General features: G+C 48.7%; 22 protein-coding genes and 5 tRNA genes. 5 read left to right on the forward strand and 22 right to left on the reverse strand.

The features are described 5' to 3' along the window. The first annotated feature begins 44 nt into the window (after window positions 1–44). Window positions 45–1,469: a coniferyl aldehyde dehydrogenase gene (locus tag H8K38_RS04685; RefSeq protein WP_186883642.1), complete on the forward strand. Its 1,425-nt coding sequence runs from the start codon at window positions 45–47 to the stop codon at window positions 1,467–1,469. A 31-nt stretch (window positions 1,470–1,500) separates the two neighbouring features. After that, complete coding sequence (locus tag H8K38_RS04690) at window positions 1,501–2,178, forward strand: type 1 glutamine amidotransferase domain-containing protein (protein ID WP_186883643.1); 678 nt, start codon at window positions 1,501–1,503, stop codon at window positions 2,176–2,178. A gap of 146 nt (window positions 2,179–2,324) precedes the next feature. On the opposite strand, the gene katG is transcribed toward H8K38_RS04690, so the two are convergent. Continuing rightward, complete coding sequence (katG, locus tag H8K38_RS04695) at window positions 2,325–4,547, reverse strand: catalase/peroxidase HPI (protein WP_186883644.1); 2,223 nt, start codon at window positions 4,545–4,547, stop codon at window positions 2,325–2,327. Between the two features lie 616 nt (window positions 4,548–5,163). Between katG and H8K38_RS04700 the strand changes: the two genes are divergently transcribed. Together H8K38_RS04700 and H8K38_RS04705 are read left to right on the forward strand one after the other, a co-directional pair. Then, window positions 5,164–5,307, forward strand: a complete 144-nt coding sequence (locus H8K38_RS04700; RefSeq protein ID WP_370587061.1) for a DUF2256 domain-containing protein — start codon at window positions 5,164–5,166, stop codon at window positions 5,305–5,307. Window positions 5,308–5,492: 185 nt separating this feature from the next. Beyond that, window positions 5,493–7,055 carry a cryptochrome/photolyase family protein gene (locus tag H8K38_RS04705; protein WP_186883646.1) on the forward strand — a complete coding sequence of 521 codons (1,563 nt, stop codon included), beginning with the start codon at window positions 5,493–5,495 and terminating at the stop codon, window positions 7,053–7,055. 199 nt (window positions 7,056–7,254) lie between these two features. Here the strand turns inward: H8K38_RS04705 and H8K38_RS04710 are convergent, their stop codons facing one another. The 9 genes from H8K38_RS04710 to H8K38_RS04750 form a co-directional block, all read right to left on the reverse strand. Then, window positions 7,255–7,893 carry an ATP-binding cassette domain-containing protein gene (locus tag H8K38_RS04710; RefSeq protein ID WP_255422821.1) on the reverse strand — a complete coding sequence of 213 codons (639 nt, stop codon included), beginning with the start codon at window positions 7,891–7,893 and terminating at the stop codon, window positions 7,255–7,257. Between the two features lie 1,369 nt (window positions 7,894–9,262). Next, window positions 9,263–12,235, reverse strand: a complete 2,973-nt coding sequence (locus H8K38_RS04715) for a DUF927 domain-containing protein (protein ID WP_186883647.1) — start codon at window positions 12,233–12,235, stop codon at window positions 9,263–9,265. 142 nt (window positions 12,236–12,377) lie between these two features. Beyond that, window positions 12,378–12,746 (reverse strand): hypothetical protein, encoded by a 369-nt coding sequence (locus tag H8K38_RS04720; RefSeq protein WP_186883648.1) that lies wholly within the window; start codon window positions 12,744–12,746, stop codon window positions 12,378–12,380. Beyond that, window positions 12,739–13,197, reverse strand: a complete 459-nt coding sequence (locus tag H8K38_RS04725) for a hypothetical protein (protein ID WP_186883649.1) — start codon at window positions 13,195–13,197, stop codon at window positions 12,739–12,741. The genes H8K38_RS04720 and H8K38_RS04725 overlap by 8 nt, the downstream gene beginning before the upstream one ends. Before the next feature lie 304 nt (window positions 13,198–13,501). Next, window positions 13,502–13,918, reverse strand: coding sequence for a hypothetical protein (locus H8K38_RS04730; protein ID WP_186883650.1), 417 nt, complete (start codon window positions 13,916–13,918; stop codon window positions 13,502–13,504). After that, window positions 13,915–14,115, reverse strand: coding sequence for an AlpA family transcriptional regulator (locus tag H8K38_RS04735; RefSeq protein ID WP_186883651.1), 201 nt, complete (start codon window positions 14,113–14,115; stop codon window positions 13,915–13,917). The genes H8K38_RS04730 and H8K38_RS04735 overlap by 4 nt, the downstream gene beginning before the upstream one ends. A gap of 133 nt (window positions 14,116–14,248) precedes the next feature. Further along, window positions 14,249–15,013, reverse strand: coding sequence for a hypothetical protein (locus H8K38_RS04740; protein WP_186883652.1), 765 nt, complete (start codon window positions 15,011–15,013; stop codon window positions 14,249–14,251). A gap of 27 nt (window positions 15,014–15,040) precedes the next feature. Continuing rightward, on the reverse strand, window positions 15,041–15,307 hold the full coding sequence (locus H8K38_RS04745) for a Txe/YoeB family addiction module toxin (protein ID WP_186883653.1): 267 nt from the start codon (window positions 15,305–15,307) through the stop codon (window positions 15,041–15,043). Next, window positions 15,304–15,561: a type II toxin-antitoxin system Phd/YefM family antitoxin gene (locus H8K38_RS04750; RefSeq protein WP_186883654.1), complete on the reverse strand. Its 258-nt coding sequence runs from the start codon at window positions 15,559–15,561 to the stop codon at window positions 15,304–15,306. Before H8K38_RS04750 ends, H8K38_RS04745 begins: the two co-directional genes overlap by 4 nt. 200 nt (window positions 15,562–15,761) lie before the next feature. Here H8K38_RS04750 and H8K38_RS04755 point away from each other — a divergent pair, with 200 nt between their 5' ends. Further along, window positions 15,762–16,001 carry a hypothetical protein gene (locus H8K38_RS04755; protein WP_186883655.1) on the forward strand — a complete coding sequence of 80 codons (240 nt, stop codon included), beginning with the start codon at window positions 15,762–15,764 and terminating at the stop codon, window positions 15,999–16,001. A 29-nt stretch (window positions 16,002–16,030) separates the two neighbouring features. Here the strand turns inward: H8K38_RS04755 and H8K38_RS04760 are convergent, their stop codons facing one another. The 12 genes from H8K38_RS04760 to era form a co-directional block, all read right to left on the reverse strand. Continuing rightward, window positions 16,031–17,299 (reverse strand): integrase arm-type DNA-binding domain-containing protein, encoded by a 1,269-nt coding sequence (locus tag H8K38_RS04760; RefSeq protein WP_186883656.1) that lies wholly within the window; start codon window positions 17,297–17,299, stop codon window positions 16,031–16,033. Between the two features lie 223 nt (window positions 17,300–17,522). After that, window positions 17,523–17,615 (reverse strand) — tRNA-Leu (locus tag H8K38_RS04765). 70 nt (window positions 17,616–17,685) lie between these two features. Continuing rightward, a tRNA-Cys gene (locus H8K38_RS04770) sits at window positions 17,686–17,759 on the reverse strand. Window positions 17,760–17,842: 83 nt separating this feature from the next. Further along, a tRNA-Gly gene (locus H8K38_RS04775) sits at window positions 17,843–17,918 on the reverse strand. A gap of 36 nt (window positions 17,919–17,954) precedes the next feature. Continuing rightward, a tRNA-Gly gene (locus tag H8K38_RS04780) sits at window positions 17,955–18,030 on the reverse strand. Window positions 18,031–18,063: 33 nt separating this feature from the next. Further along, window positions 18,064–18,139 (reverse strand) — tRNA-Gly (locus H8K38_RS04785). 50 nt (window positions 18,140–18,189) lie between these two features. After that, window positions 18,190–18,777 (reverse strand): CDP-diacylglycerol--glycerol-3-phosphate 3-phosphatidyltransferase, encoded by a 588-nt coding sequence (pgsA, locus tag H8K38_RS04790; protein ID WP_186883657.1) that lies wholly within the window; start codon window positions 18,775–18,777, stop codon window positions 18,190–18,192. 38 nt (window positions 18,778–18,815) lie between these two features. Further along, window positions 18,816–20,690, reverse strand: a complete 1,875-nt coding sequence (gene uvrC, locus H8K38_RS04795) for an excinuclease ABC subunit UvrC (RefSeq protein WP_186883658.1) — start codon at window positions 20,688–20,690, stop codon at window positions 18,816–18,818. Next, window positions 20,690–21,097, reverse strand: coding sequence for a holo-ACP synthase (gene acpS, locus H8K38_RS04800; protein ID WP_186883659.1), 408 nt, complete (start codon window positions 21,095–21,097; stop codon window positions 20,690–20,692). The genes uvrC and acpS overlap by 1 nt, the downstream gene beginning before the upstream one ends. 1 nt (window position 21,098) lies before the next feature. Next, window positions 21,099–21,860 (reverse strand): pyridoxine 5'-phosphate synthase, encoded by a 762-nt coding sequence (locus tag H8K38_RS04805; protein WP_186883660.1) that lies wholly within the window; start codon window positions 21,858–21,860, stop codon window positions 21,099–21,101. Beyond that, the gene (gene recO / locus H8K38_RS04810) at window positions 21,857–22,699 is read right to left on the reverse strand and encodes a DNA repair protein RecO (protein ID WP_186883661.1); all 843 of its coding nucleotides are present in this window, start codon (window positions 22,697–22,699) and stop codon (window positions 21,857–21,859) included. Before recO ends, H8K38_RS04805 begins: the two co-directional genes overlap by 4 nt. An 8-nt stretch (window positions 22,700–22,707) precedes the next feature. Beyond that, window positions 22,708–23,610, reverse strand: a complete 903-nt coding sequence (gene era / locus H8K38_RS04815) for a GTPase Era (RefSeq protein ID WP_186883662.1) — start codon at window positions 23,608–23,610, stop codon at window positions 22,708–22,710. Window positions 23,611–23,613: the final 3 nt, after the last annotated feature.

The following is a 23,613-nucleotide window of genomic DNA, read 5'->3' on the forward strand; positions in this document are numbered from 1 at the left end:
TGCAGCACCCCTGACATCATTTTTTAAAAAGAATATCTGACATCATGCTTAATCCTCAGACTCACCAAGACTTAATGACGATACTCGGCGCGATGAAAAAAGCACATCTCGCGCACGGGCATGTGAACGCAGCGACCCGCAAAAACCGTCTGCAGCGTGCCGCAAAATTAATCACTGACAATCACGAGCAGTTAGTTAAGGCCATGAGCGCCGATTTTGGTAACCGCAGCCATTATCAGTCTTTAGCCGCTGACATACTGACGACAACAAATATGCTGCGCCACTCCGCGGAACAACTGGAAGGCTGGATGCAAGCAGAACCGGTCGCGTCCCCTTATCCTGGAATGCAAAGCTGGATTCAATATCAGGCCCTGGGTGTGGTTGGCATCATCAGTCCATGGAACTTTCCGGTAAATCTGGCGTTTGGCCCACTTGCTGGCGTATTCGCCGCAGGCAACAGCGCACTGATTAAGCCTTCTGAACTGACACCGAGAACATCCGAAGTCCTGGCGGAACTCATTGCCCGATATTTCGACCCGATGGAGCTTGGCGTTGTATTAGGAGATGCCTCGGTCGGCGCTGCATTCAGTGCACTGCCATTTGATCATCTGGTCTTCACCGGCAGCACCACCGTCGGGCGTCATGTGATGAAAGCTGCCGCAGAAAATCTGGTGCCTGTCACGCTGGAGTTAGGTGGTAAATCCCCCGTGGTTATCGAGGAAAATGCCGATATCGGCTTAGCTGCCGAACGGGTGATGACAGTGAAAACCTTCAATGCCGGTCAGATTTGCCTTGCACCTGACTATGTCCTGATCAGAGACGATAAAGCCGATGCATTTGTTGCTGCGGCCAAGTCCCTGATTGCAAACAGTTACCCGGAGATACAGACGAATAAAGACTATACATCCATCGTTAACGAGCGACATTTTCAGCGGCTCATCGGTCTGATACAGGACGCCAAAAATAAAGGCGCCCGCATTGTGAGTCTGGCGCCAGAAGGCGAACCAGATTACGACATTATCACTGGGAAAATTGCGCCTCATCTGATTCTGAACGCGAATGACAGCATGGCGGTCATGCAAGAAGAAATTTTCGGACCACTCCTGCCCCTGGTTGCGGCTGACTCAGTCACTGAGGCCATCCGCTTTATCAATGCGCGTCCGCGTCCGCTGGCCGCTTATTACTTCGGCAACGATACGGAAAAACAAAACCACTTCGCAGAGAAAACGACATCCGGCGCATTGGTAATCAATGATGTGATGTCTCACGCCTCGGTAGAGACATTACCGTTCGGCGGTGTCGGTGCATCGGGTATCGGCGCATATCATGGCATACACGGTTTCCGGCAATTCACACACGCCAAAGCTGTGGTACGGCAGAGCGAAGATGGCGCATCCAACCTGCGTTTAAGAGCCCCCTATGAAGAAAAACTCGGCGCTGCAACAGCGCTACTGAATGGCAATAAATAACACCTCTCTTTTTACAGAACTGGAAAATAAAATGAAAATCTTAATGGTACTGACATCCCACGATCAACTCGGTGACACCGGCAAAAAAACTGGTTTCTGGCTGGAAGAATTTGCAGCACCTTACTATACGTTTGCCGATGCGGGCGCAGACATCGTTCTAGCATCACCTGCCGGCGGACAACCGCCATTAGATCCAAAAAGCGATCTGCCGGAATTTCAGACCGACTTAACCCACCGTTTCAAAAGCGATGCAAAGGCGCAGCTCGCTTTGGCAAATACAGTCGTGCTCTCGTCCATCAATGAAAAAGACTTTGATGCCGTATTCTATCCGGGTGGACATGGTCCATTATGGGATCTGGCCGAATCACAAACATCTATTGCATTGATCGAAGCATTTGACCGTGCAGGAAAACCGATCAGCTTTGTCTGCCACGCACCCGGCGCATTGCGTCACGTAAAAGGCGCTGATGGACAAGCATTGATTCGTGGTCGCAGAGTCAATGGTTTTACCAACGGTGAAGAAGATGCCGTTCAACTGACAGATGTCGTTCCCTTTTTAATCGAAGACGAATTTAAAGCGCTTGGTGCCCGCTATGAAAAAGGACCCGACTGGCAAGTATTTGTGATTGCCGACGGTAATCTGATCACCGGTCAGAATCCAGCAAGCTCTGAAGAAGTGGCAAAAACGGTGCTGGCTCAGTTGCGTTAATATCTGGGCAAAATAAACGGCCCCTTATAAGTCCGTATTTATCCTGGTTCAGATAAATATAAGCGTACCCACTCTTGCCCAGTTAAAAGGGGGAAAGTGGGTACGCTTCAGCTACTGAAGGACTACCGTTAGAGAATCACTCTGGATCACACCAAATCAAAGCGATCTGCATTCATTACCTTATTCCAGGCAGTAATGAAATCATGCACAAATTTTTGCTGCGCATCGCTGCTGGCATACACTTCCGCCAAGGCACGTAACTGTGAATTTGAACCAAACACCAGATCGACCGTAGTACCTGTCCACTTCACTTCGCCGGTTTGACGATCACGGCCTTCGAGTACACCCGCTGTACTGGATGGCTGCCACTTGGTGCGCATATCGAGCAAATTAACGAAGAAGTCGTTGCTCAAGGTTTCAGGGCGTTTGGTGAAAACACCGTGCTGCGTTTTTCCGGTATTCGCATTCAAAGCACGTAAGCCGCCGACCAAGACCGTCATTTCTGGTGCGCTTAAATTCAGCAACTGCGCCTTATCGAGCAAGAGCTCGGCCGCGTGTTTTTCTAAACCCGCACGCACATAGTTACGGAAACCATCGGCTGCTGGTTCTAAGACCGCGAATGACTCGATATCAGTTTGCTCTTGCGCTGCATCCATACGACCTGGTGCGAAAGGCACTTGCACCTCTTGCCCTGCTTTTTTTGCCGCTGCTTCTATCGCTGCTGCGCCAGCTAACACGATCAAATCAGCCAAAGAAATTTTCTTGCCGCCAGTTTGCGCCGCATTGAATTCTTGTTGGATAGTCTCTAAAGTCGTCAGCACTTTATTTAATTCCAATGGCTGATTCGCTTCCCAATCGCGCTGTGGAGATAAACGAATCCGCGCACCATTCGCACCACCACGCTTATCACTGCCCCGGAAAGTCGATGCGGATGACCATGCAGTATTAACCAATTGCGCAATACTCAATCCAGATGCAAGCACTTTTGCTTTCAATGTAGCGATATCTTGCGCATCCACCAATGCGTGATTCACAGCAGGAATAGGGTCTTGCCAGATCAGTGTTTCGCTCGGTACCAATGCGCCTAAATAACGTGCCACGGGGCCCATGTCACGGTGCGTCAATTTGAACCAGGCACGTGCAAATGCGTCGGCAAATTCTGCCGGATTTTGGTGGAAGCGACGCGCGATTTTTTCGTAAGCAGGATCAAAACGCAGTGACAAATCGGCAGTCGTCATCATCGGCGGATGCTTCTTCGATGGATCATGCGCATCTGGAATCAGGTGCTCAGGTTTGCAATCTTTCGCCACCCATTGTTTCGCGCCTGCCGGGCTCTTCGTCAATTCCCATTCGTAACCGAACAGCATGTCAAAGTAGCCGTTGTCCCAAGTTGTAGGATTCGGCTTCCAAGCACCTTCGATGCCGCTCGTGGTCGTATGTACACCTTTGCCTGAGCCGAACTTGTTGATCCAGCCTAAGCCCTGCTCTTCTATGCCTGCCGCTTCTGGTTCTGGTCCTACTAAAGCAGGATCACCAGCGCCATGCGCTTTACCGAATGTATGACCGCCAGCGACCAAGGCCACCGTTTCTTCATCATTCATCGCCATCCGTGCGAAGGTTTCGCGCACATCACGACCAGATGCGACTGGATCAGGATTGCCATCAGGACCTTCTGGGTTCACATAAATCAAACCCATTTGCACGGCCGCTAAGGGATTTTCTAAGTCACGTGAGCCTGCGACTGAGCCAGCATAACGACTATTTTCTTTATCACTGGTTGCGAGCCATTCGGTTTCTGAACCCCAGTAGATATCTTCTTCTGGTTGATAAATATCTTCACGTCCACCAGCGAAACCAAAGGTCTTAAAGCCCATTGATTCCAAGGCGACATTGCCCGCTAAGATGAACAAATCTGCCCAGGAAATTTTGCGACCGTATTTTTGTTTGATCGGCCACAGCAAACGACGTGCTTTGTCGAGATTGCCGTTGTCTGGCCAGCTATTTAAAGGCGCAAAGCGTTGATTGCCAGTGCCTGCCCCGCCACGCCCATCCGATACGCGATAAGTGCCCGCCGCATGCCAGGCCATGCGTATCATCAAACCGCCGTAATGTCCCCAATCTGCTGGCCACCAATCTTGTGAATCGGTCATTAAGGCTTTTAAGTCAGCAACAACGGCATGCAGATCGAGCGACTTGAATTCTTTTGTGTAATCAAAGTCTTCCCCCATAGGATTCGATTTAGGGGAATGCTGGTGCAAAATATTCAACTTGAGCTGATTCGGCCACCAAGTGGCATTATTCGGTGCGCCTGCGGCAACAGTGTGTTTGGCAGTGCCATGGTTGAAAGGGCATTTTGCTTCGTTTGACATAGATTTCTCCTCGGAATTCAGACTCGGATAAGGCAGGATTAGGTAAAAACTCAGCACGAGTCAACTGTAAGTGCATCAATACTGCGATCAGTTATTCAATCACCGCATCATTTGTTTAACATCTGCTACGGAATTCATTCTAGAGAGCACAAATCGATTAATCAACTTAATTAAATTTATGGATTCGATTTAATTTAACTAATGAAATTGAAAGCCACATAGCGTTCGTTGTATGTCAACCTTTAAATCATTTCTCAGAAACAACGTCAGATATCAGTATTTCTGCGGACAGTGCATCACTCCGTTTTAATCCAACCACAAAATCTTTTACAGCTTTCAACTTTAATTTATTACCCTGAACCGTCAAGCTATCCCAAGTCCTGAATGGGCACATCCTTAGTACGCGATGTTTACGACCAAATGCGAAGTCTCTATTTCCACGCTACTATTTAGCCCCGTTACAAACACACATCAATTGCCACGCAAACAAATCGATGAATTACACATACAGGCTGATCTCAAGGTAAATATATAGACACCGACATAAGTGACTCGTTTTACTTAGCAAGACCAAACGAATTTTTTAATGCAGTTTATTAGGACGACTGACATGCGTATGCGAAAAAAGTCGGAGTTGCCGACCAAGCTCTGTCTTCAATGCGACAGACCATTTGCATGGCGCAAGAAATGGGAAAAAGTGTGGAACGATGTGAAATACTGTTCCGACCGATGCCGCCAGGATAGCAAGCGAAAGACTTGACGAGACCAATAATTGATGATGTCTATAGCGCTCAGGGCAATTGGTTATTCATATCCAGGCGGGTATCGATCCTCGCAACGGCAGAAGGTTCAACATACAAAACAAGTCCATGATTACGATCGCGATGGCACATATCAGCGACTCTGGAACGCTAAATAGAAATAGATGGTAAGCACACAAACCATATGAAACACACTATCGCCAGCACAACCCTGCCTCACCGGACAATCAGACTGATTCTGGGTGACCAGCTCAATCCACAACATCGCTGGTTCAGCGAAGTCGATGATGCGACAACCTATGTCTTCATGGAAGTGCGGCAAGAAACAGATTATGTTTTGCACCACGCACAAAAAATTCTGGCGATTTTTGCGGCGATGCGCGATCTGGCCCAGCAGTTGCGCGACGCGGGACATCAAGTGCATTACATCGCGATTGACGATACGGATAATCTGCAATCCCTACCAGCCAATATTGACGCACTGATCAGTCAATATCAGGCGACGGTATTTGAGTATCAGGCGCCGGATGAGTGGCGTTTGGATCAGCAGCTATATCAACATGGTCGCCGCGCAAATATTCCGTGGGTCATGGTTGATAGCGAACATTTCTATACAAGTCGTAACGAAGTGTCCGACATCTTTACCGGACGCAAACAATGGTTAATGGAATTTTTTTATCGCCAGATGCGCGTGACTCATCACGTATTAATGGAAGACACGAAAAAGCCTCTTGGCGGTCAATGGAACTATGATCACGACAATCGCAAGCCGTGGCGCGGCAATCCGCCTGAGCCTCAAGATACGCGGACTTTGCATGATCACTCTGATTTGTGGCAGACCATTGTCGATGCGGGAGTAAAAAGTTTCGGCAATCCTCAGACCAGGCAATTGGCATGGCCACTTAACCGTCAGGAAGCGCTACAACAATTGGATGCTTTCATCGATAATGCGCTGCCGCAGTTTGGCGATTTTCAAGACGCGATGAGTGTTAAATCATGGCGCTTATTTCATTCGCTCCTGTCGTTCGCCTTAAATGTAAAAATGCTGAATCCTCGTGAAGTGGTTGCAAAAGCAGAGGCAGCGTATCACTCCGGGCGTGCATCGCTGGCTGCAGCAGAGGGCTTCATCCGACAAATATTAGGCTGGCGCGAATACGTACGCGGCGTGTATTGGGCAAACATGCCTGAGTACGGAGAGAAAAATTTCTTCGGACACAGCCGTCAGTTACCGAGCTGGTTCTGGAATGGCAAAACTCGGATGAATTGTCTGTCCCATGCCATCACACAATCGCTGGATCACGCACACGCACACCATATTCAGCGCCTGATGGTAATCGGAAATTTTGCGCTGCTCGCGGGTCTGGATCCAGCGGAAGTGCATCGCTGGTATTTGGGTATCTACATCGATGCATTTGAGTGGGTGGAACTGCCAAACACCATAGGCATGAGTCAATTCGCAGATGGCGGATTATTAGCGACCAAACCCTATGTCTCGAGCGCTGCCTACATCGATCGCATGAGTGATTATTGCAAAGGCTGCCGCTACGATAAAAAATTGCGCGTTGGCGAGAGCGCATGCCCGTTCAATGCTCTGTATTGGAATTTTTTTCAGCGTAACGCCAATTCTCTTGCGAAGAATCCACGTATCGGCATGGCCTACCGTCAATTGGAAAAAATGGATACTGCAACGGTTGCAGAATTCCAGAAACAGGCAAAAATTATCTTAGAGAATATCGATACTCTGTGACGAGCCGCGTTGCACCGAGTACAGTAACGTCACCACATTTGTCTAAAACGGGGGCGCTTTTAAACCGACACGGAAAAGCAGCTCAACCGGTGAAAATTGACGTGGACATTTTTGTCCTGCATTAAGACAGGCATATATCAATCCTGTTACACAACATCTCCGTCTGCCGATTAAGCATGCAACAAGGCTCAAACGTCGGTCATCCCCCCAGATCTATTCTTGCCGCCAGCGGCACATTCGCCAGTGCCTGATAGTCCCCCACTACCAATGCGCGCTGCCCATCCTGCGCCAAGGCGGCCATCTGTGATAATACGAACAGCGCAGAACTTTTATCGAGTGCTGCCAGCGGATCATCCAGCAAAGTCAGCGCGGCGCCGCTCGCGAACGCTGCGGAAATCCACACCTTGCGCCGGGTGCCAGACGATAACATCTGTATCTGCTTAAACAAATGCGGCCCCAGCGCCAGCCCCTCTATCAACTGCAATAACACAGTCTGATCAAAGCCGGCATAGCGACTTGCCTGCCAAGAAAAAAATCCTTCCACGGTGAATTCATCATACTCTGTAGCGGATGGCTCGATCCAGAAAACCTGTTGCCTGTAAGCCGAGACGTCCACATGCTGCGCCACACCCAGCAGAGTAAGGTCGCCCGCAGCGTACGGCAGCTCAGCCGCCAGCAAACGCAGAAAATCCGTCTTACACTCCACCTCCTCATCACACACCAGCGTTACACCAGAATAAATCTCAGTCGACCAGTCGCGCAAGACAAGGCGCAGATGCGCGATATGCAATCCGTCAATCTGTAAAACTACCGTGCTTTCTGGAGATATAGCAGACATCAATGATCCTTGTGATTAGAGAAAAGCAAGCCCAGTGGCCGGTTCAGTCAGGCAAACATTATGTCTGCAAACTATGCACGCGACAATCGGGCAACAATGGTATCGGACATTTGAAACAGACAACAAAAAACCCGCAAACTCCAAAGAATTTGCGGGTTTTTACACTTACTAAGATGTCGATATGGTGCCGAGGCCGGAATCTAAATTTATTTAAATTTACTTTTAAATCAAATACTTATGTTTTTCAATTTAAAACAATACCGTCAAATATACCGTCAAAAAATTTTGCGCCTCTGTTTTTATAACTTAATGACAATTAAATCTAAACCCCTAGGGGGTAGTTTTCGCTCTCCATAAATTCACAGTTAAGCTAACGGTTTCCGCCTGTGCTTTTTTAGACTCTTGACCCGCCCCCACCACAAAATTAAGAAATGCACCGTCTATTTCAAGCGATACGCCGCCAAACAAACAATCTGGACTAAACCAATCCCCAGCAGGTCAATGCCTCTATTTTTGACTCCCCCCCCTATTGAAAAATACTACCCACGGAAAGATTGAGGAAACGGACGGTCTAGGCTCATAGTCTTACAGACATTTGATCCCCCCCTGTATCACACGGCACAACCCCCTTAGCGTAAGTCATTGACTAGAGTCTGGTCGGGGTTTGAATTACCCTTGGTCTATTAAAGTGTGGAAGTACCTTGATAGGGGGTGTGAGAACTAAGGCGGGTGCAGCCTGCAAGCCATTATTGCCTTGAAACCGATATCTGGTGCAGCCTTGTAATATTCCAGAAAACAGGGGGCGTTCCTAATGTGCGCTGAAATGCCCCTGACTATCGGTGTACAGGGACATCAAACAAACTATCAGGCCTTACACCGCCTCGCTCTCTTATGTCACATGCAGCACTGGTGCAGCCTCACAAAGCATTCTCTCTGATAACCCTCATGGATAGTAGTTATACGTCAAACGTAGCACTGGCGCAGCCTGCAAGCCGTTTTTGCCTTAAAACCTATATCTGGTGCAGCCTAATTAAAATTCCAGAAAACAGGGGTGTTATCGAAATGAAGTAGGAATGTACCTTTAAACCGGTGTACCGGTGTACCACGGTATACAAACAGGCCGCAAACCCGCATGGGCATTGGGTTTTCGTGGTACACATCTGAGGTGTACCAAGTCACTTGTAAGGTGTACCGGTGTACCAGAATCATTGCTTTTCAGCATGAATCTGTGCATTTAAGGCAATGCGGGGTTTCAGTGCCGTTTGATTGGACTGTTCTGGAATAGAAATGCAAAACAGCAGCGTTTTTGCAGCGCGAAGGGGATTCTCACCCCACCACCACAGGCCGCGCCGCCGGTGCGCTACGCTGGTCAGGCAATCAATGAATAGAGTTTATCGCTCGGTATTTTGTAGTATCTGGCTTTGGTTCCGGCGAATCGTTCAAGGATGCTGCTCTTACCTTCCTTGTCTTTTTCAAAGACCCCCATTTCTGTCATCTTGGCTGCTACCAGTCTGGCATCAAAACCTTTACAGACTTCCTCTTTAAACACTTTGGGCAACATGAAGTATTCAATGCTTGCGCCTTCGGCTTCTTCTGGATGCACCTTGTCGCCGTATTCCTTGTGCCAGTCTGTATTATTCCTAATAGGGTTTCCTGCCTTGCTGACCATGCGTTTAAAGCCAGCCTGATTAATGGTTTTAGGTGCGTGGTCATCCATCGCTCTGTGCGCCCATGCAAAGCGGGAATCGCCATTGACCTGAATGAAGTCAGGCAGCAGCGCCAGCATACGATCATGCTCAATATCCCCCGCTGTGCCGCGACTCGATAGCCAGTCATTAAAGCAGGTCGTGGCCGCTTCGGTGGCTTCACCATCTGCCCATCCTGTCACACCTGCTGCGGTCGCTAATTCACCGCCAGCCGCCACCAACGAAAAGAACTCAGACACGCGCTTTACTTGGCCGTGCGCATTGGTCGGACAAAGCTTGCCAGCCGTGCTGCCTATCGCTTGCCGCAACATCTCTGGCAAAAGCCCCACATTGCCCACCAGCCATTCAATGAACGATAAACCCGCAGTGCCGTGATATTGCTGCGACATGCTGACCAAGTGACGGGATAGTGCAGCGCCATCAGTAAAGCTGTGTACGGTATCAAACACGCCTAAGCCTTTGCCAGCATCGGCATGAATGTGTGCCATGCGCACATCTTGGCCGCCTTTGGTCGCTTTGCCTGCTTCGGCCATTTTGGTCTCTAAAGACAACTCCCCATCACTGATGAAGATCAGCCGCCATGTGGCGATCTTCTTTGCTGTCGCGTTCTGTGTGGCGCGGCCTTTGCCCTTTTCATTACTGAGCATATAGGCGATATTACCCACCATCTTAGGGTCAGCCTGCCCGAGTTCATCCAATACCAGTAAGGCATCAGAATGCTTTTGCGCGGTCGCTTCTAACGAATTGTCGGTCACGTGCCAGCTTTGTGCATAATCAACACCACCAAAGACTGACGCTGCCACTTTCATTGCGGTACTTTTGCCGGTGGAACTACTACCCATCAGATGCAAGCCAAAGCTCTGCACTTTTGCATGATGCAGCAGCACAGAAGCAAAACTCGCCGATACAAAAAACAATAGCCGCGAATTACCCCGACAATAGGCAGACACATGGGCTTGCCACTCAGCCAGCGTTCCCTTTTGTTTAAATTGCGACGTGGTACTGCCATTCGCCTGAAACAGCACTGTTTCTACCCCTTGCCCTATGCTGCGATCTGGCAGCACATACACATCATCATGCCAGCCTGTGCGCTCAACACACCGCACACGGTCAGGCACGTCCGCTGTTTGTATGTAGGTCGTCAGCAGGTTTTTCACCTTCATGCCAGGTTCGATCATCAAGCCCAGCGAAAGTAAATCAGCACGATATTGATTACCATCGCCAGACAACATGCGGGACGACATCGGCCAGCGTTTGATATTGTCGTCAGGGTCGTTTAATTCCAAGAGATAACCCCATTCACTGCTGGCCGCGTCTCGCGTTCTGGCGATCACATGCAAGGGTGAACAGATTTTAAGAGCGGGTAAGGCTTCGCCTTCATGGAAGGCATGATAAAACACGCCCTCATCACTGGCAGTAAAAAACGGCTTGCTTGTTTGACCAGCGCCAGCAGGTTTGCTGCCTCGATTTTGGCGCGGGGCATTGGCTGGCTTTTGAGGCGTTTTTTGTACGCTGCCCTTATCAGCCTTTACCGCGTCAACGTCATGTGCCTGTGCCGCGATCTGGCTCACTTCCTGCCCGCTTATTGACATTGCATTGACTGCCGCTGCACTGGCTGGCGCTGTTCCGTTCATTGCGGCCTCGATCTGGCTTTTAACTTCGGCCAGCCCACGCGCCACCGCAAGATCATTAAAATCATTACCGCCTGCCGGTAAATTCAGCGGCTTGCACCACAGGCCGCCAATCGCGGCGGCGGCTTCTTTGGCAGCGATCACACCGGTATTTTTGCCGGTGTTCTGTTCTGTCTCGTTGTCATCATCAGCGCACAGCAACAGGCGTTTATCTGGGTGCCGCTGCTGCATCAGGGCGGCGATATGCTTCAGATTGCTGGCGCTGAAGGCAATCGCCACAGGGTAGCCGGTCGCTTCATATAAGGCCGCGCCGGTAGCGTATCCCTCTGCAATCAGCAGCCAGACAGCAGAGCCAGCATCAGCATCAACACCGCCGATTAAATGAAAGCCTCCCGATACTTTGCCACCGGTGTAAAAACGTTTATCGCCATTGGCAAACACCCGCTGAATATTGCAAAGCTGGCCGCTGGTATCTATGACAGGAATCAGCAACGTATCGCCTTTGCTATGACGGGCAAAACGCACACCATGCCCTGCAATGCCTTTTCTTTGCAGATAGTCTGAATGGCCTTGTTCGCTGGCGCTGCCCCACTGTTTTTGCGCCATACTGGCAGCGGCTGCCTGCTTGCGTTCTGTCTCTGCCTGTTCTGCTGCTAACTTGGCGGCTCTTTCCTGCGCCATGCTGGCCGCCTGTTCCGCGCTGACCGGCGCTGCCGGTGCATGGTCTTTGATATGAAAGCCGCGTTGTTTTGCCTCATACAACACCGTGCCGATACCGATCTTGCCGCCCGCTTTAAAACTGCGCCAGCTTGTTTTTACAGCCGCCGCATCATAGTTGCTGCCGCTCTGACTCCAAGAATCAAACAGGTCAAAACCGGCTTCATCAAATTCATGTTTAATCCCCATGCCGATCTTTAACCATAACTGCCGGTCATCGGACGGAATAAAGCTCAGGGCGGCTTGTATGGCCTCTGGTGTAGGCCGTTCAATAGGTTTTCTGGTCATTGCCATTCCTTATCCTTTGCCACTTTGTTTTCATCAACAGACGGGAACACACATTGAGGTGCAAAATGTACAGTCGTATGCACACCCAGCGCATTGATGAATCAATGCGACTCTTTAATTGTTTCGGGGTCATGTCTGCCTCTTAGTGCATCGCGGCAGCGTGGCGCTGGCGTGGTGGAGGCGGTCGCATCAGGCGTAATTCCTGCTGAATGCGGCCAAGATAACCGGCACAAAAAGCGTCACGGCTGGCCTGTTCATGTTGCTGCCAGACCGTTTCTGCTGATACCAGCAAAGCACAGGCTTGCCTTACCATTTGCAAATAGTGATGCAGACAGGCTGGCAAATGAGCGTGAAGGCTGATTGCATCGTCTTCGCAGAAAAACGCCTGTGCAGCCCGAACACCGCAATCAACTGCTTGCTGATAACGGGCATCTACTGGCAAAGTCATTACCGGCAAACCAGCACCAGCAGGGGCTGGCAACGTAGCATACTGAAAAGATGAGTCAGACATGCTGGCCTCCTCTGATGGCGTGAAAGACGACCTCTAATATCCGATTATTGGTATGCTGAATTTCTTTTACCTTCCTGTCAGCGTATCCGGCAAAACAGCAAATTGCATTCACTGCCGCCGCGCCCTCTCTATCTAAGCTGTCCATTCCAATCGCGTCTATCTTGTCGAGTATTGACTCCACAAACACCACCAGATCAAATAAGGTGCACTCAATCTCGAACCCTAAAGATTGAGTTTTTTTAACGACATCAATAGAAACGAATGCCGGTTTTTCTGCTATCGCTGATGCAGATGCTGGAAATTTTAAAGCGAATGTTTTAGCTATCCGAAGCACATGCGCTTGCGCATCACTATTCATTACGCGAAGGGCTTTTAGCAGTTCTTTTTCTGCCTCAGATAATGGGAGTAGTTCTTCTTTGCGGCTTTGTTTGGATGTGCGTGGTGCAGTCATGGCAGACTCCTTTGTGTAGTGGTTACACTGCGCCCCGCTGTCAAACGGGGTGGGCAGCAAATGACGGGGTTGACAGACCGGACACAAAAGAAACCGGCAGGCCGAAGCCTCCCCGCCACTGCCGCCCGTAAAGAGGATGCAATGACATACGCACGTAAAAAAGCCGCATTGCGCGGCCTGTGCGCTTTTGTGTAATTCGAGCTGTCAAACTCGTTCCCTTTTTTCTCAGGGACAGGCAAAGAATAAGCCCTGTCTATGCGAATTGCAAGCACCCGTGCGTAAGCAAAGTAGGTTTTCATCATGGCTAATCCCAATGCTCAGGCAGTTTGAAGCCCCCGATCACGGCAAACGGTGACGGGTTAGACTCGTCGAAACAAATTGCCAGGTACACTTGATTTGGCAACTTGTAATCCCCGCCACACAGACATATCAACAATGACCGGCCAAAGTAACGAAAACTGACCTTATCTTGCTGGCGCTGTATTTCATCCAAAGTCAAGCCACGCAGATGCTTTTTACAGGCTTCAAATAATTCCAGCATGAGCGGATAAGCATCAGGTGTAAGCTGCAATTCGGGATAAGCCTTTTTGTTGATCTTGTAGCGGTCATATTCCGCCATAAAATTGCGACGCTGCTTATCCTCTGCATTGATCTTTGCGGCGATTTTGTCAGGGGCTGTTATCGCAATGACCTTGTTCATGTTTTCATTGATGGCGCTCATTTCCCAGACTCCTGCGCCAGCTTTTGAATGTACTGATCTATATCTGATTCCAGCCAAGCGACAGCACGCGAACCCAGCCGAACTGGTGCAGGGAATGTACCGGCTTTAATGCGGCGATACGTCTCAGATTTACTGAATGGAACGCGCCCTAAGACGCTGGGGAGTCGCAATAATCTTGCGGGGGATGATGTTTGCATATTCGTCCTTTCTGGTTTCATGAGTCCCGTTAGGAATTAGCGGGAACCCGATCACTTCAGGACGAAGTTTATTTTTACGGTGTCTATTTGTACCTACTGTTTGATATCAAAAACTGGGGTATCAAACAGTAGGTCACTTACCTTCTTTCGCTTCGCGAACTGCTTTAGACACCTCATAATCCGTAAATTCTTCATTGATTATTTTCCCCAATGATTCAAAGAAGCGAAAAAAACGTCCGTCCTTTGAATGGGGAGGCCATTTACCAAAAATCGAATTCCAGCTTTTAGCTGATCTCTTCAAAAATCCTTCGTTAAAATACGTCGATGGTTTATTTTTCTTTGAGATAGTGATTCGTTTGGCAGCATACTGGAGTGTGCTTTCCACATCATCTAAATGCAGCCATGTTCTGGCAAACATTGAACTCACATAATCGCCATATTCATCCTTCAAACGCAACTTAAAAGCGGCATTATCTGAGCGCCTTGCCCACATAAAAGCCATTTCAGCATGTAGCAAAGGCATATCTCGTATGCCTTCTAAGTTCTTTTTGGCTTTTTTGATTAATTTCACGGCATCACGCAACCGCTCTTTTTGTTGCGCTGGCGTTAAATCTGTCTGAAAGTGTTCTTTTGTTTCATTTCGATCAAAAAGAAAACCGTCGATTTCATCTAAAAAAACTCTCTTTTGATCTTCACTTGCACCCTCAGGCCAAATAGACTCGCTGCTGCTAATTAATCCAGCAATTTGTTCCTGAGTGAGAACATCCTCAACAAAGCCACCTCGAATACTTTCAAGCCCCCAATCTGGAATAGGTTCAAGATTCATATCCTGTGCCTCAAGTCGCTTTTTAAGAACGAATCTATCATCCATGGCAATCGCAGATTTTTTTAAATCCATGTATTCACCTGTTAAGTTCTTTCTGATTTAATCCCCATAGTGATACCGGCAAGCCAGTACCGTTAATGCGTCATCATCCACCGCATAGACCAACCGGTGACGCTCATCAATACGCCTAGACCAGAAGCCGGACATATCCCCTAAAAGCGCCTCTGGCTTGCCTATGCCTGTGAACGGGTCACGGCTGGATGCTTCGATCAGGGTGTTAATACGCTTCAGGGTCTTTTTGTCTTGCCCTTGCCAGTAGAGATAATCATCCCATCCATGCGGGGTAAAGCAGATTGACCGACTCATTCCGATGTCACCAATGTGCGCTTTGCTGTCTTGCCTGCACGATATTGCTTAATAGATTCGGCCAGTCGCTGCGCATTCGCTGGCGCTGATAGCAGATACAAGGTCTCTGCCATTTGCTGATAATGATCTAGCGACATAACAACTGCATCGCCACCATCGCGCCTGTTAATCACAGTGATGTCAGCATCGTCAATGACGTTATCAATGACGGATTTCAAGGAATTACGGGCTTCTGAATAGCTGATAACGCGCATGGCGGCCTCTCTTATATGTACAAATAACTGTTCAAGTATAGCGCAAACATTTGGTTTGATTGCTCGCCGCTGGGTGGTTGCGCAAGAAAATTCCCCTTGCGCGGCATACCAGAAGGTGCAGGCTGGTTTCAAAACAAGACCATTTCAATCAAAACCCATAGCCGGTGCAGCCTTTCACCGCTTTTGCCTTGCAAACACGCATGAAATGGAAGGCCGTTTTTATCTGGTACACATTTGGTACACCTTTGGTACACCTATTTATATATATTGTGTTCCATGGAAAGCTAAGGCTGGCGCTGGTTTCCGCTGTTTGGTACACCGGTACACCTGTTTTTGCTGAGATAAGGCTTCTATTTTTTGTGGCATTTATGGTGGGCGTAAAAAAAGCCGCACAAGGCGGCTATATTTCATGCGGGTTTGCAAGGCAAAAATGCTGGTAAGCTGCGCCAGCAATCAGGCTCACTGTTTATCAGGCCGTGCGTAGAGGGATAATCGTTGCACCTCGCTTTAACTGGTCAACGTAATCCGCCCATGCCTGCATCATTTTGCGCCGGTCTTCTATGTATTTGGCTTTCTGGTACACGCCTTTTACACCTTGCACCACGTGCGACAATTGCCGGTCTATGGTGTTTTCATCCCATCCCATTTCGGCCAGCATCGTCGCGGCGGTATGCCTGAAGCCGTGCGGGTGAATGATGTCGCTGGAATAACCCAGCGCCTTGAGGGCTTGGTTAATCGTGCCTTCTGACAATGGCCGCTGGCCTGATCTGACGCCGAACACATATTCCCCCATACCGGTAAGCGGCTGCAATGCGCGTAACTGTGTCAGGACTTGCTCAGATAATGGAACTATGTGGTCTATCTTCGTTTTAGGACTGAAGTAACGCCACTCTTTCGCCTCTAAGTCGATATCCTGCCACCGCGCCGCCCTGAATTCGCCAGGTCGCACAAACACCAAAGGCAGCAGGCGCAGTGCTGCTACCGTAACCGGTGCGCCGCCGTAGCCTTCAACGTCGCGCATAAGCTGGCCTAACAATTTTGGGTCAGTGATATGTGAAAAATTTTTCTGTACGTGCGCCTCTAACGCACCGCGCAAGTCAGCAGCAATGTCACGCTCTGCCCTGCCGGTGGCAATGGCAAAGCGCCATAACTGCCCCATTTGCTCGCGCACACGGTTTGCAGTTTCCGTAATGGTTTTGCCCTGATTGTTTTTTCTGACAGCAATACGGCGTAAGCATTCCAGCAAAACAGGTGCCTTGATCTCAGCCATGGGCAACTTGCCGAGATACGGTATTAGGTCGTTTTTCAAATAAGCGGTAGTCCGTGAACGGTGACTCTCTGACAGCGGCTTAATTTTTGCCTCAAACCACTCCCATGCTACCGCCTCAAAAGAATCAATCACCGGCAAGCCCTCTGCATCGCGTTTAGCCGCCTCCTTTTGCTGGCTGGCTTGCGCCCGCTCTGATCTGCGCAGGTCGCTGGGGTCAATGCCAGAAGCAATTTGCTCTTTTGCTTCGGCACGCTTTGCCCGCGCCGCCGCCAGCGAGACATCAGGATATTTGCCGAAAGACAACGTAAGGCGTTTTTCATTAAATCGATAATCCATGCGCCACAGTTTTGAGCCATCCTTACCCACCATCAGATAGAGGCCGCCTCCGTCCGTCAATTTATAGGGCGCATCTTTGGCCGCCGCACTCTTTGCCTTGATATCTGTAAGCGGGATAATTTTCTTAGGCATGTCAGGTTTCCCTATAAGGCGATACCGCATACCATCAAGAAGTGCCGTTTTGACGGTATTCAGTTTTTGGCGGTATCTGAGTTTCGCTGAATACCGTCATATATACCGCCAAAAATCTGGGCTGTCAAAGAACTTCATGGAACGTCAGGGAACAAAAAACCCGCGTTCTCTCTATGAAGAAGGCGGGTTATTGTATTTCTTGGAACTGCTTGAAACGTAGTTTTGGTGCCCGAGGCCGGAATCGAACCGGCACGCCCGCTATTAACGAAGCGGCGGATTTTAAGTCCGATGTGTCTACCTATTTCACCACTCGGGCCCATCACTACAACATGCAGCCGAAGCTGCTTGCTCTGAAAAAAAAGCGCTTAACAGCGCTTTCTTAAAACTGGAGGCGGGGGTCGGGATCGAACCGGCGTCTACGGCTTTGCAGGCCGCTGCATAACCACTTTGCTACCCCGCCAAGGGTGCTGTTTCAATCATAAAAGCTGAAACGCGGCAAAACAACTTTAAGAAAAAAGGGAAGCTTTGCTTCCCTTCAGAATCTGGAGCGGGAAAAGAGTCTCGAACTCTCGACCTCAACCTTGGCAAGGTTGCGCTCTACCAACTGAGCTATTCCCGCATTTGCACTACAAATACATCAGGCACTGATAAAAACTGGAGCGGGAAAAGAGTCTCGAACTCTCGACCTCAACCTTGGCAAGGTTGCGCTCTACCAACTGAGCTATTCCCGCATTTTTACTACTATTTTTTTCGCTGAAAAAACTTGGAGCGGGAAAAGAGTCTCGAACTCTCGACCTCAACCTTGGCAAGGTTGCGCTCTACCAACTGAGCTATTCCCGCATCAACGAAAGACCAGAATTATATAGTATCCATGAATTCTGTCAAGCGAGCTAACTGAGTTTTTCAGTTGACTCTTTAATCAGAGGCCATGCTTTTCGCAAATAATAAAACATAGACCATACCGTCAATACTGCGGCAATAAGCAACAACCAGGATCCGGTCAAACCGCTGTCAATATAATTAAATAAAACAAAATTCGGGCTCAGAAGTAGTGGTATCGCCATCATTTGTGCCGCCGTTTTAATTTTACCAATCGAACTGACGGCAACCGACTTTGAAGCACCGATCAGCGCCATCCATTCACGCAAGGCCGAGATAGTAATTTCACGACCAATAATAACGAATGCAACAACGGCGTTAACACGGTCAAACTCAACGAGCACAAGCAAAGCACCGGCGACCATTAACTTGTCAGCGACCGGGTCAAGGAAGGCGCCGAACGAAGATGTCTGATTCCAGCGGCGCGCGAGAAAACCATCAAACCAATCTGTCACAGCTGCGATTATAAAGACAAGGCTGGATGCAACCCCTTTTTCAAAAGGACTCAACCATGTATCAGGCAAATAAAATACGCCGACCACCAACGGAATCAGAGCGACACGTAACCAGGTCAACAAAATAGGAAAATTAAATGGCATAAGTTTTTATTCAGATTATTTCCGGTAATTATATTGGGCTAACGCAATCGCTTGTAAATTTCTTCTGCCAACTGCCGGGATATACCTTCAACGCTCGCCAGCTCTTCAACGCTGGCATCACTGACTCCCTTCAAGCCACCAAAGCGCACCAATAGTTTTTGTCTGCGCTTTGGCCCCACTCCCTCAATCTCTTCTAATTGCGATGCCTGTCTGGATTTATCGCGCTTTGCCCGCATACCCGTAATAGCAAAGCGATGCGCCTCATCACGAATCTGCGCAATCAACATCAAAGCGGCGGACTCTTTTCCCAATTCTTTTGGTTCACGTCCATCAACAAAAACCAAAGTTTCGAGACCAACCTTACGCCCCTCGCCTTTGGCAACACCCACGATCCTGCTGGTATCCAAGCCAAGTTCGACAAACACCTGGCGCGCCATCTCCACCTGCCCCTTGCCACCGTCAATCAAAACAACATCCGGCAAAGTCCGCACGCTGTCATCCTGATCACAGACAATTTTTTCATAACGACGGAACAATACCTGCCGCATTGCCGCGTAATCATCGCCGGCCGTAATGTCTTTGATGTTGTAGCGCCTGTATTCTCCACTTTGCATTGCATGATGATGGAATACCACGCATGAAGCCTGAGTCGCTTCCCCCTGCGTATGGCTGATGTCAAAACACTCGATTCGCAACTGCTCAGGATTGTCAGTATCCAAATCAAGAACCGCCGCCAGCGCCAGCGTCCGTGCTTGCTGCGAGCCTTGCTCAGACAGTAGTCTGGTCAAGGCCAAAGCGGCACCCTTCACCGCCATTTCAAGCCAGATACGCCGCTGTTCCTGAGGTTGAAAAGATAAATGAATTTTGTGTCCACACTGTTCGGCAAGTGCCAGCATCAGATCTGGTTCATCCAACTCGACATTCATCACAATCGTTGATGGGATGAACTGATCAACATAATGCTGCGCGAGAAAAGCGGCAACGATTTCCTGCTCAATCGAATCTTCTGCAGTCGATCTGACATCATCCACATGACTGGGGAAATACGCGCGGTCGCCAAGATGCCGTCCACCCCGCACCATCGCCAGGTTCACACAAGCTCGCCCCCCCTCGACAATCACGGCCACAATATCAACATCCGCATTGCCAGTGGTTTCCATGCTTTGCTGATGCAACACCTTAGACAAGGCTGACATTTGATTACGAACGAATGCTGCTTGCTCGAATTTCAGTTCGGAGGAAAAAGCCAGCATTTTTTTCTCCAACGTCTGCATGACTTCTAATTGCCGTCCACGTAAAAAATCGGCAGCATTTTTAACGTCCAATAGGTAATCTTCAGGCGTAATAAAGTCAACACAAGGAGCACTGCAACGCTGAATCTGATGCAATAGACAAGGCCTGGTACGATTCGCAAATACACTATCCTCGCAGCTACGCAACAAGAACACTTTCTGCAGGATTTGCATCGATTCCTTGACCGCCCAACCAGATGGAAAGGGGCCAAAATACTGGTGTTTTTTATCGATAGCGCCACGATAGTAGGTCATTCGCGGCGTCTTTTCTGAAGTAATTTTCAGGTAAGGATAAGACTTATCGTCCCGGAATAAAATATTGTAGCGAGGCCGCAAAGCTTTGATCAGGTTATTTTCCAGAATCAGGGCTTCTGCTTCACTGCGTGTCACCGTCGTTTCCAACCTGACTATTTTCGCCACCATCATAGCAATACGCGGACTCGACAGCGTCTTTTGAAAATAACTGTTGACGCGCTTCTTCAGATCACGCGCCTTACCCACATACAAAACCTGCCCCTGCTCATCAAAGTAACGATACACCCCGGGCAAATGAGGAAGCTTCGATACCGTATCTAAAACAGACTGACGAGCATCATTCGCCGGAGATTGATTTGTATCCATCAGATATCCGTACCGGATTTTTTTTCCACAATCACAAAGGCCAAAACGTGATCAGCTTCGTCGCTAAGGGAAATATGGGACGTCAGACAACGTGACGCCATCCATTCATGCAAGGTGCCAGTCAGCCTCACAACAGGCTTTCCTTCATCGTCGTTCAGCGTTTGCATGTTGTGCAAGGTCATAGGTGCTGTTATACCCGTACCAATCGCCTTTGAGAATGCCTCCTTTGCGGCAAATCTGGTCGCCAGATAGCGCGTACCACGTAGCAAATTTTGCTCTCGTCGCTGAAAAAAAATACGCAGTTCATCTTCCCCCAGAATTTTCCTGGCAAACCGCTCACCACTTCTGACCAGCGCATGTTCAATACGGGCAAGTTGAACGATATCAGTGCCGATGCCATAAATCATCTCAAGCCCTCTGCGTTAACCCTGAGCGGACTAAAATCGCTTTCATCTCTTTCACCGCGACATTCCATCCAACAGACAGAGTCCGGGCAAAAATTACATCGGCGGTATTAATTTGCGTAACATCCGATAATGAGGCAAGAGCCACAATATTTTGGTAGTTAAAGTTGCCACTGAGCTGCACCGATAAGCCATGCCGAATACTTTCAATAGCCATCGCTTGCAACTCACTCAACGCCTGCTGGCGCATCGCATTATTGTCTGCCTGAACATAGTGCTCAGCACTGAGCACTATCGCGTTCGCACCAGATTCAGCACATGCCTGAATCTGTTCTGGTTTTGGCCTGACAAATAGGGATGAGCGATGCCCGTTACGATGCAACTGACTGACAAACGACTGTAATAGCGAAAAATCCTCAACAACATCCACTGGCGCGAATCGCTCATCTGATCCGCCATCTGCTGCAACCAGACATACATTCGCAGGACGAATTTCAGACACGATATCCAGTGTTTGCGCAGTCGCCGTTGCGTTTATTTTGAAACGCCCAATAAACTGCTGCGACATGGTTTGCATCAACGCTTGCCGGACATTTGCCTTTTTCGCTGACAAATAAATAGATAATCCATCTGCACCAGCTTCCTCTGCAGTAATCGCAAATGCAAGTGGGTCAAGAGAACTGTCTTTGCGGCTATCCAAAAAACTGAGCAGTGGATCAAGACTGACTTCAAGCAAGGTAGATTGTTGATGTGAATGAACGTTCATAAATTTTGCAAATCGATCAAAATCTGCCTGGTATTTAGAGATGCGCCATGCAAGTGGTGTCCGAGCAAAAAACGCATCAACATCTTACTTTGAAATTGCGTGACCGTATCAGAGTAATCCGCTTGCGCCATATCCAATAAGGTTTTTCCACTGACAATAGGAATATGATCTGATGTAGTCGCAATCCGCGTACCGACCTCAGGGTCAACAACGTAATTCAACGCTGCATCCACTTTACTTCTGGAAAACGTGCAAAACGTCAGATCGCCCAACAAGCCTGACTCTCGCAACAACGCCAGTTCAAACTGACGCAAAACGGTCGGTGCAGGCTCATCATGAGCCAATAAATTCAGTGTACTTATATATTGTTCAAACAGTGCAGTATGCGGCTCATCACGCACCAGAAATTTAATCAACAACTCATTGAGGTAAAACCCGCACAGTAACGCTGATCGCTCGAGCGGCAGCATACCACCGACCCAGTCAGCCCCGGTAAGTATCGGGATTTCGGACTTCCCAGTCCATCCCAACTGCAAAGGCTGAAAGGTCTGCAACACGCTGCGCAACTGAGAATGCGGTCGCTTAGCCCCCTTGGCTACAAGAGCAATCCGACCATAATCGCGTGTGAATATCTCTACGATCAGGCTGGTTTCTTTATACGGCCAGGAGTGCAATACAAAACCAGGCTGGTGAAGTATTTTTCGCTCGCGTGGCAATACTCCGGCAGCCATCGTCTGGGATTTTTTTTTTGATTGAGCCGGAACCGGATCAATAGCAGTGGCGACCTTATTAAAAGCATCGCCATGCTGAGTTAAAACGACTGTATGAACATCAGTCATGCAACGAACTATTCGTAACCGTAGGCTCTTAAACCTGCTTCGTTATCCGCCCATCCAGATTTTACTTTGACCCAGATTTCGAGATAAACAGGACCGCCGAAAAGCTTCTCCATATCGACACGAGATTGCGTGGATATATCCTTCAGACGCGCACCTTTGTTACCAATTACCATCGATTTATGCCCATCACGATCGACCAATATGGCGACAAAAATCCGGCGTAAATTTCCTTCCTGCTCAAATTTTTCAATCAGCACAGTGCTTGTATACGGCAACTCATCGCCGACAAAACGGAATAATTTTTCGCGGACAATTTCCGTGGCAAGAAATTTTTCACTGCGGTCAGTAATATCATCTTCCGCAAACATCGGCGGATTCAGTGGCAAATATTTTCTTGTTTCACCTTCCAGATTTTCAAGCTGGAAACGCAAAGTCGCAGAAACCGGAACAATCGCGGCAAATGGAAACAATGCGGCAACCTTCTGTGCAAACGGCATCATGACCGCTTTATCTTTAATGCGATCAGATTTATTAATCACCAGAATGCAAGGCACATTTTTTGGCAATAAATCGATCACTTGCTGATCGGCAGGGCCAAAAGTGCCAGCCTCGACCAGAAATAAAATCACGTCCGCTGCTGTCAGCGTTGTCGTCACGGTTCTGTTCAGTGTGCGGTTTAAAGCATTTGAATGACGTGTCTGAAAACCCGGTGTATCAACGTACACAAACTGCGTATTGTCTTTGGTTTGTATTCCGGTAATACGATGACGGGTAGTCTGAGCCTTACGAGAAGTAATACTGACTTTTGCCCCAATCAACGCATTCATCAAGGTCGATTTACCTACGTTAGGACGACCGACAATAGCAATATACCCACAGCGAAAATCAGGGTTATCAATTAATTCATTCATAGA

Origin of the sequence: Undibacterium sp. FT79W (assembly GCF_014284215.1) — a bacterium.
Taxonomy (GTDB): domain Bacteria; phylum Pseudomonadota; class Gammaproteobacteria; order Burkholderiales; family Burkholderiaceae_D; genus Undibacterium; species Undibacterium aquatile.

Coding starts and splice junctions, on each gene's coding strand:
- H8K38_RS04805 (WP_186883660.1), bottom strand. CDS start 21,860: ATGAACGTTCATTCACATCAACAATCTACCTTGCTTGAAGTCAGTCTT.
- H8K38_RS04725 (WP_186883649.1), bottom strand. CDS start 13,197: ATGACTGCACCACGCACATCCAAACAAAGCCGCAAAGAAGAACTACTC.
- H8K38_RS04720 (WP_186883648.1), bottom strand. CDS start 12,746: ATGTCTGACTCATCTTTTCAGTATGCTACGTTGCCAGCCCCTGCTGGT.
- H8K38_RS04730 (WP_186883650.1), bottom strand. CDS start 13,918: ATGAGCGCCATCAATGAAAACATGAACAAGGTCATTGCGATAACAGCC.
- H8K38_RS04700 (WP_370587061.1), top strand. CDS start 5,164: ATGCGAAAAAAGTCGGAGTTGCCGACCAAGCTCTGTCTTCAATGCGAC.
- uvrC (WP_186883658.1), bottom strand. CDS start 20,690: ATGGATACAAATCAATCTCCGGCGAATGATGCTCGTCAGTCTGTTTTA.
- H8K38_RS04755 (WP_186883655.1), top strand. CDS start 15,762: ATGAAATGGAAGGCCGTTTTTATCTGGTACACATTTGGTACACCTTTG.
- H8K38_RS04715 (WP_186883647.1), bottom strand. CDS start 12,235: ATGACCAGAAAACCTATTGAACGGCCTACACCAGAGGCCATACAAGCC.
- H8K38_RS04745 (WP_186883653.1), bottom strand. CDS start 15,307: ATGAGTCGGTCAATCTGCTTTACCCCGCATGGATGGGATGATTATCTC.
- H8K38_RS04690 (WP_186883643.1), top strand. CDS start 1,501: ATGAAAATCTTAATGGTACTGACATCCCACGATCAACTCGGTGACACC.
- H8K38_RS04710 (WP_255422821.1), bottom strand. CDS start 7,893: ATGTCTGCTATATCTCCAGAAAGCACGGTAGTTTTACAGATTGACGGA.
- H8K38_RS04750 (WP_186883654.1), bottom strand. CDS start 15,561: ATGCGCGTTATCAGCTATTCAGAAGCCCGTAATTCCTTGAAATCCGTC.
- H8K38_RS04735 (WP_186883651.1), bottom strand. CDS start 14,115: ATGCAAACATCATCCCCCGCAAGATTATTGCGACTCCCCAGCGTCTTA.
- H8K38_RS04705 (WP_186883646.1), top strand. CDS start 5,493: ATGAAACACACTATCGCCAGCACAACCCTGCCTCACCGGACAATCAGA.
- H8K38_RS04685 (WP_186883642.1), top strand. CDS start 45: ATGCTTAATCCTCAGACTCACCAAGACTTAATGACGATACTCGGCGCG.
- H8K38_RS04740 (WP_186883652.1), bottom strand. CDS start 15,013: ATGGATTTAAAAAAATCTGCGATTGCCATGGATGATAGATTCGTTCTT.
- katG (WP_186883644.1), bottom strand. CDS start 4,547: ATGTCAAACGAAGCAAAATGCCCTTTCAACCATGGCACTGCCAAACAC.
- recO (WP_186883661.1), bottom strand. CDS start 22,699: ATGACTGATGTTCATACAGTCGTTTTAACTCAGCATGGCGATGCTTTT.
- H8K38_RS04760 (WP_186883656.1), bottom strand. CDS start 17,299: ATGCCTAAGAAAATTATCCCGCTTACAGATATCAAGGCAAAGAGTGCG.
- pgsA (WP_186883657.1), bottom strand. CDS start 18,777: ATGCCATTTAATTTTCCTATTTTGTTGACCTGGTTACGTGTCGCTCTG.
- era (WP_186883662.1), bottom strand. CDS start 23,610: ATGAATGAATTAATTGATAACCCTGATTTTCGCTGTGGGTATATTGCT.
- acpS (WP_186883659.1), bottom strand. CDS start 21,097: ATGATTTATGGCATCGGCACTGATATCGTTCAACTTGCCCGTATTGAA.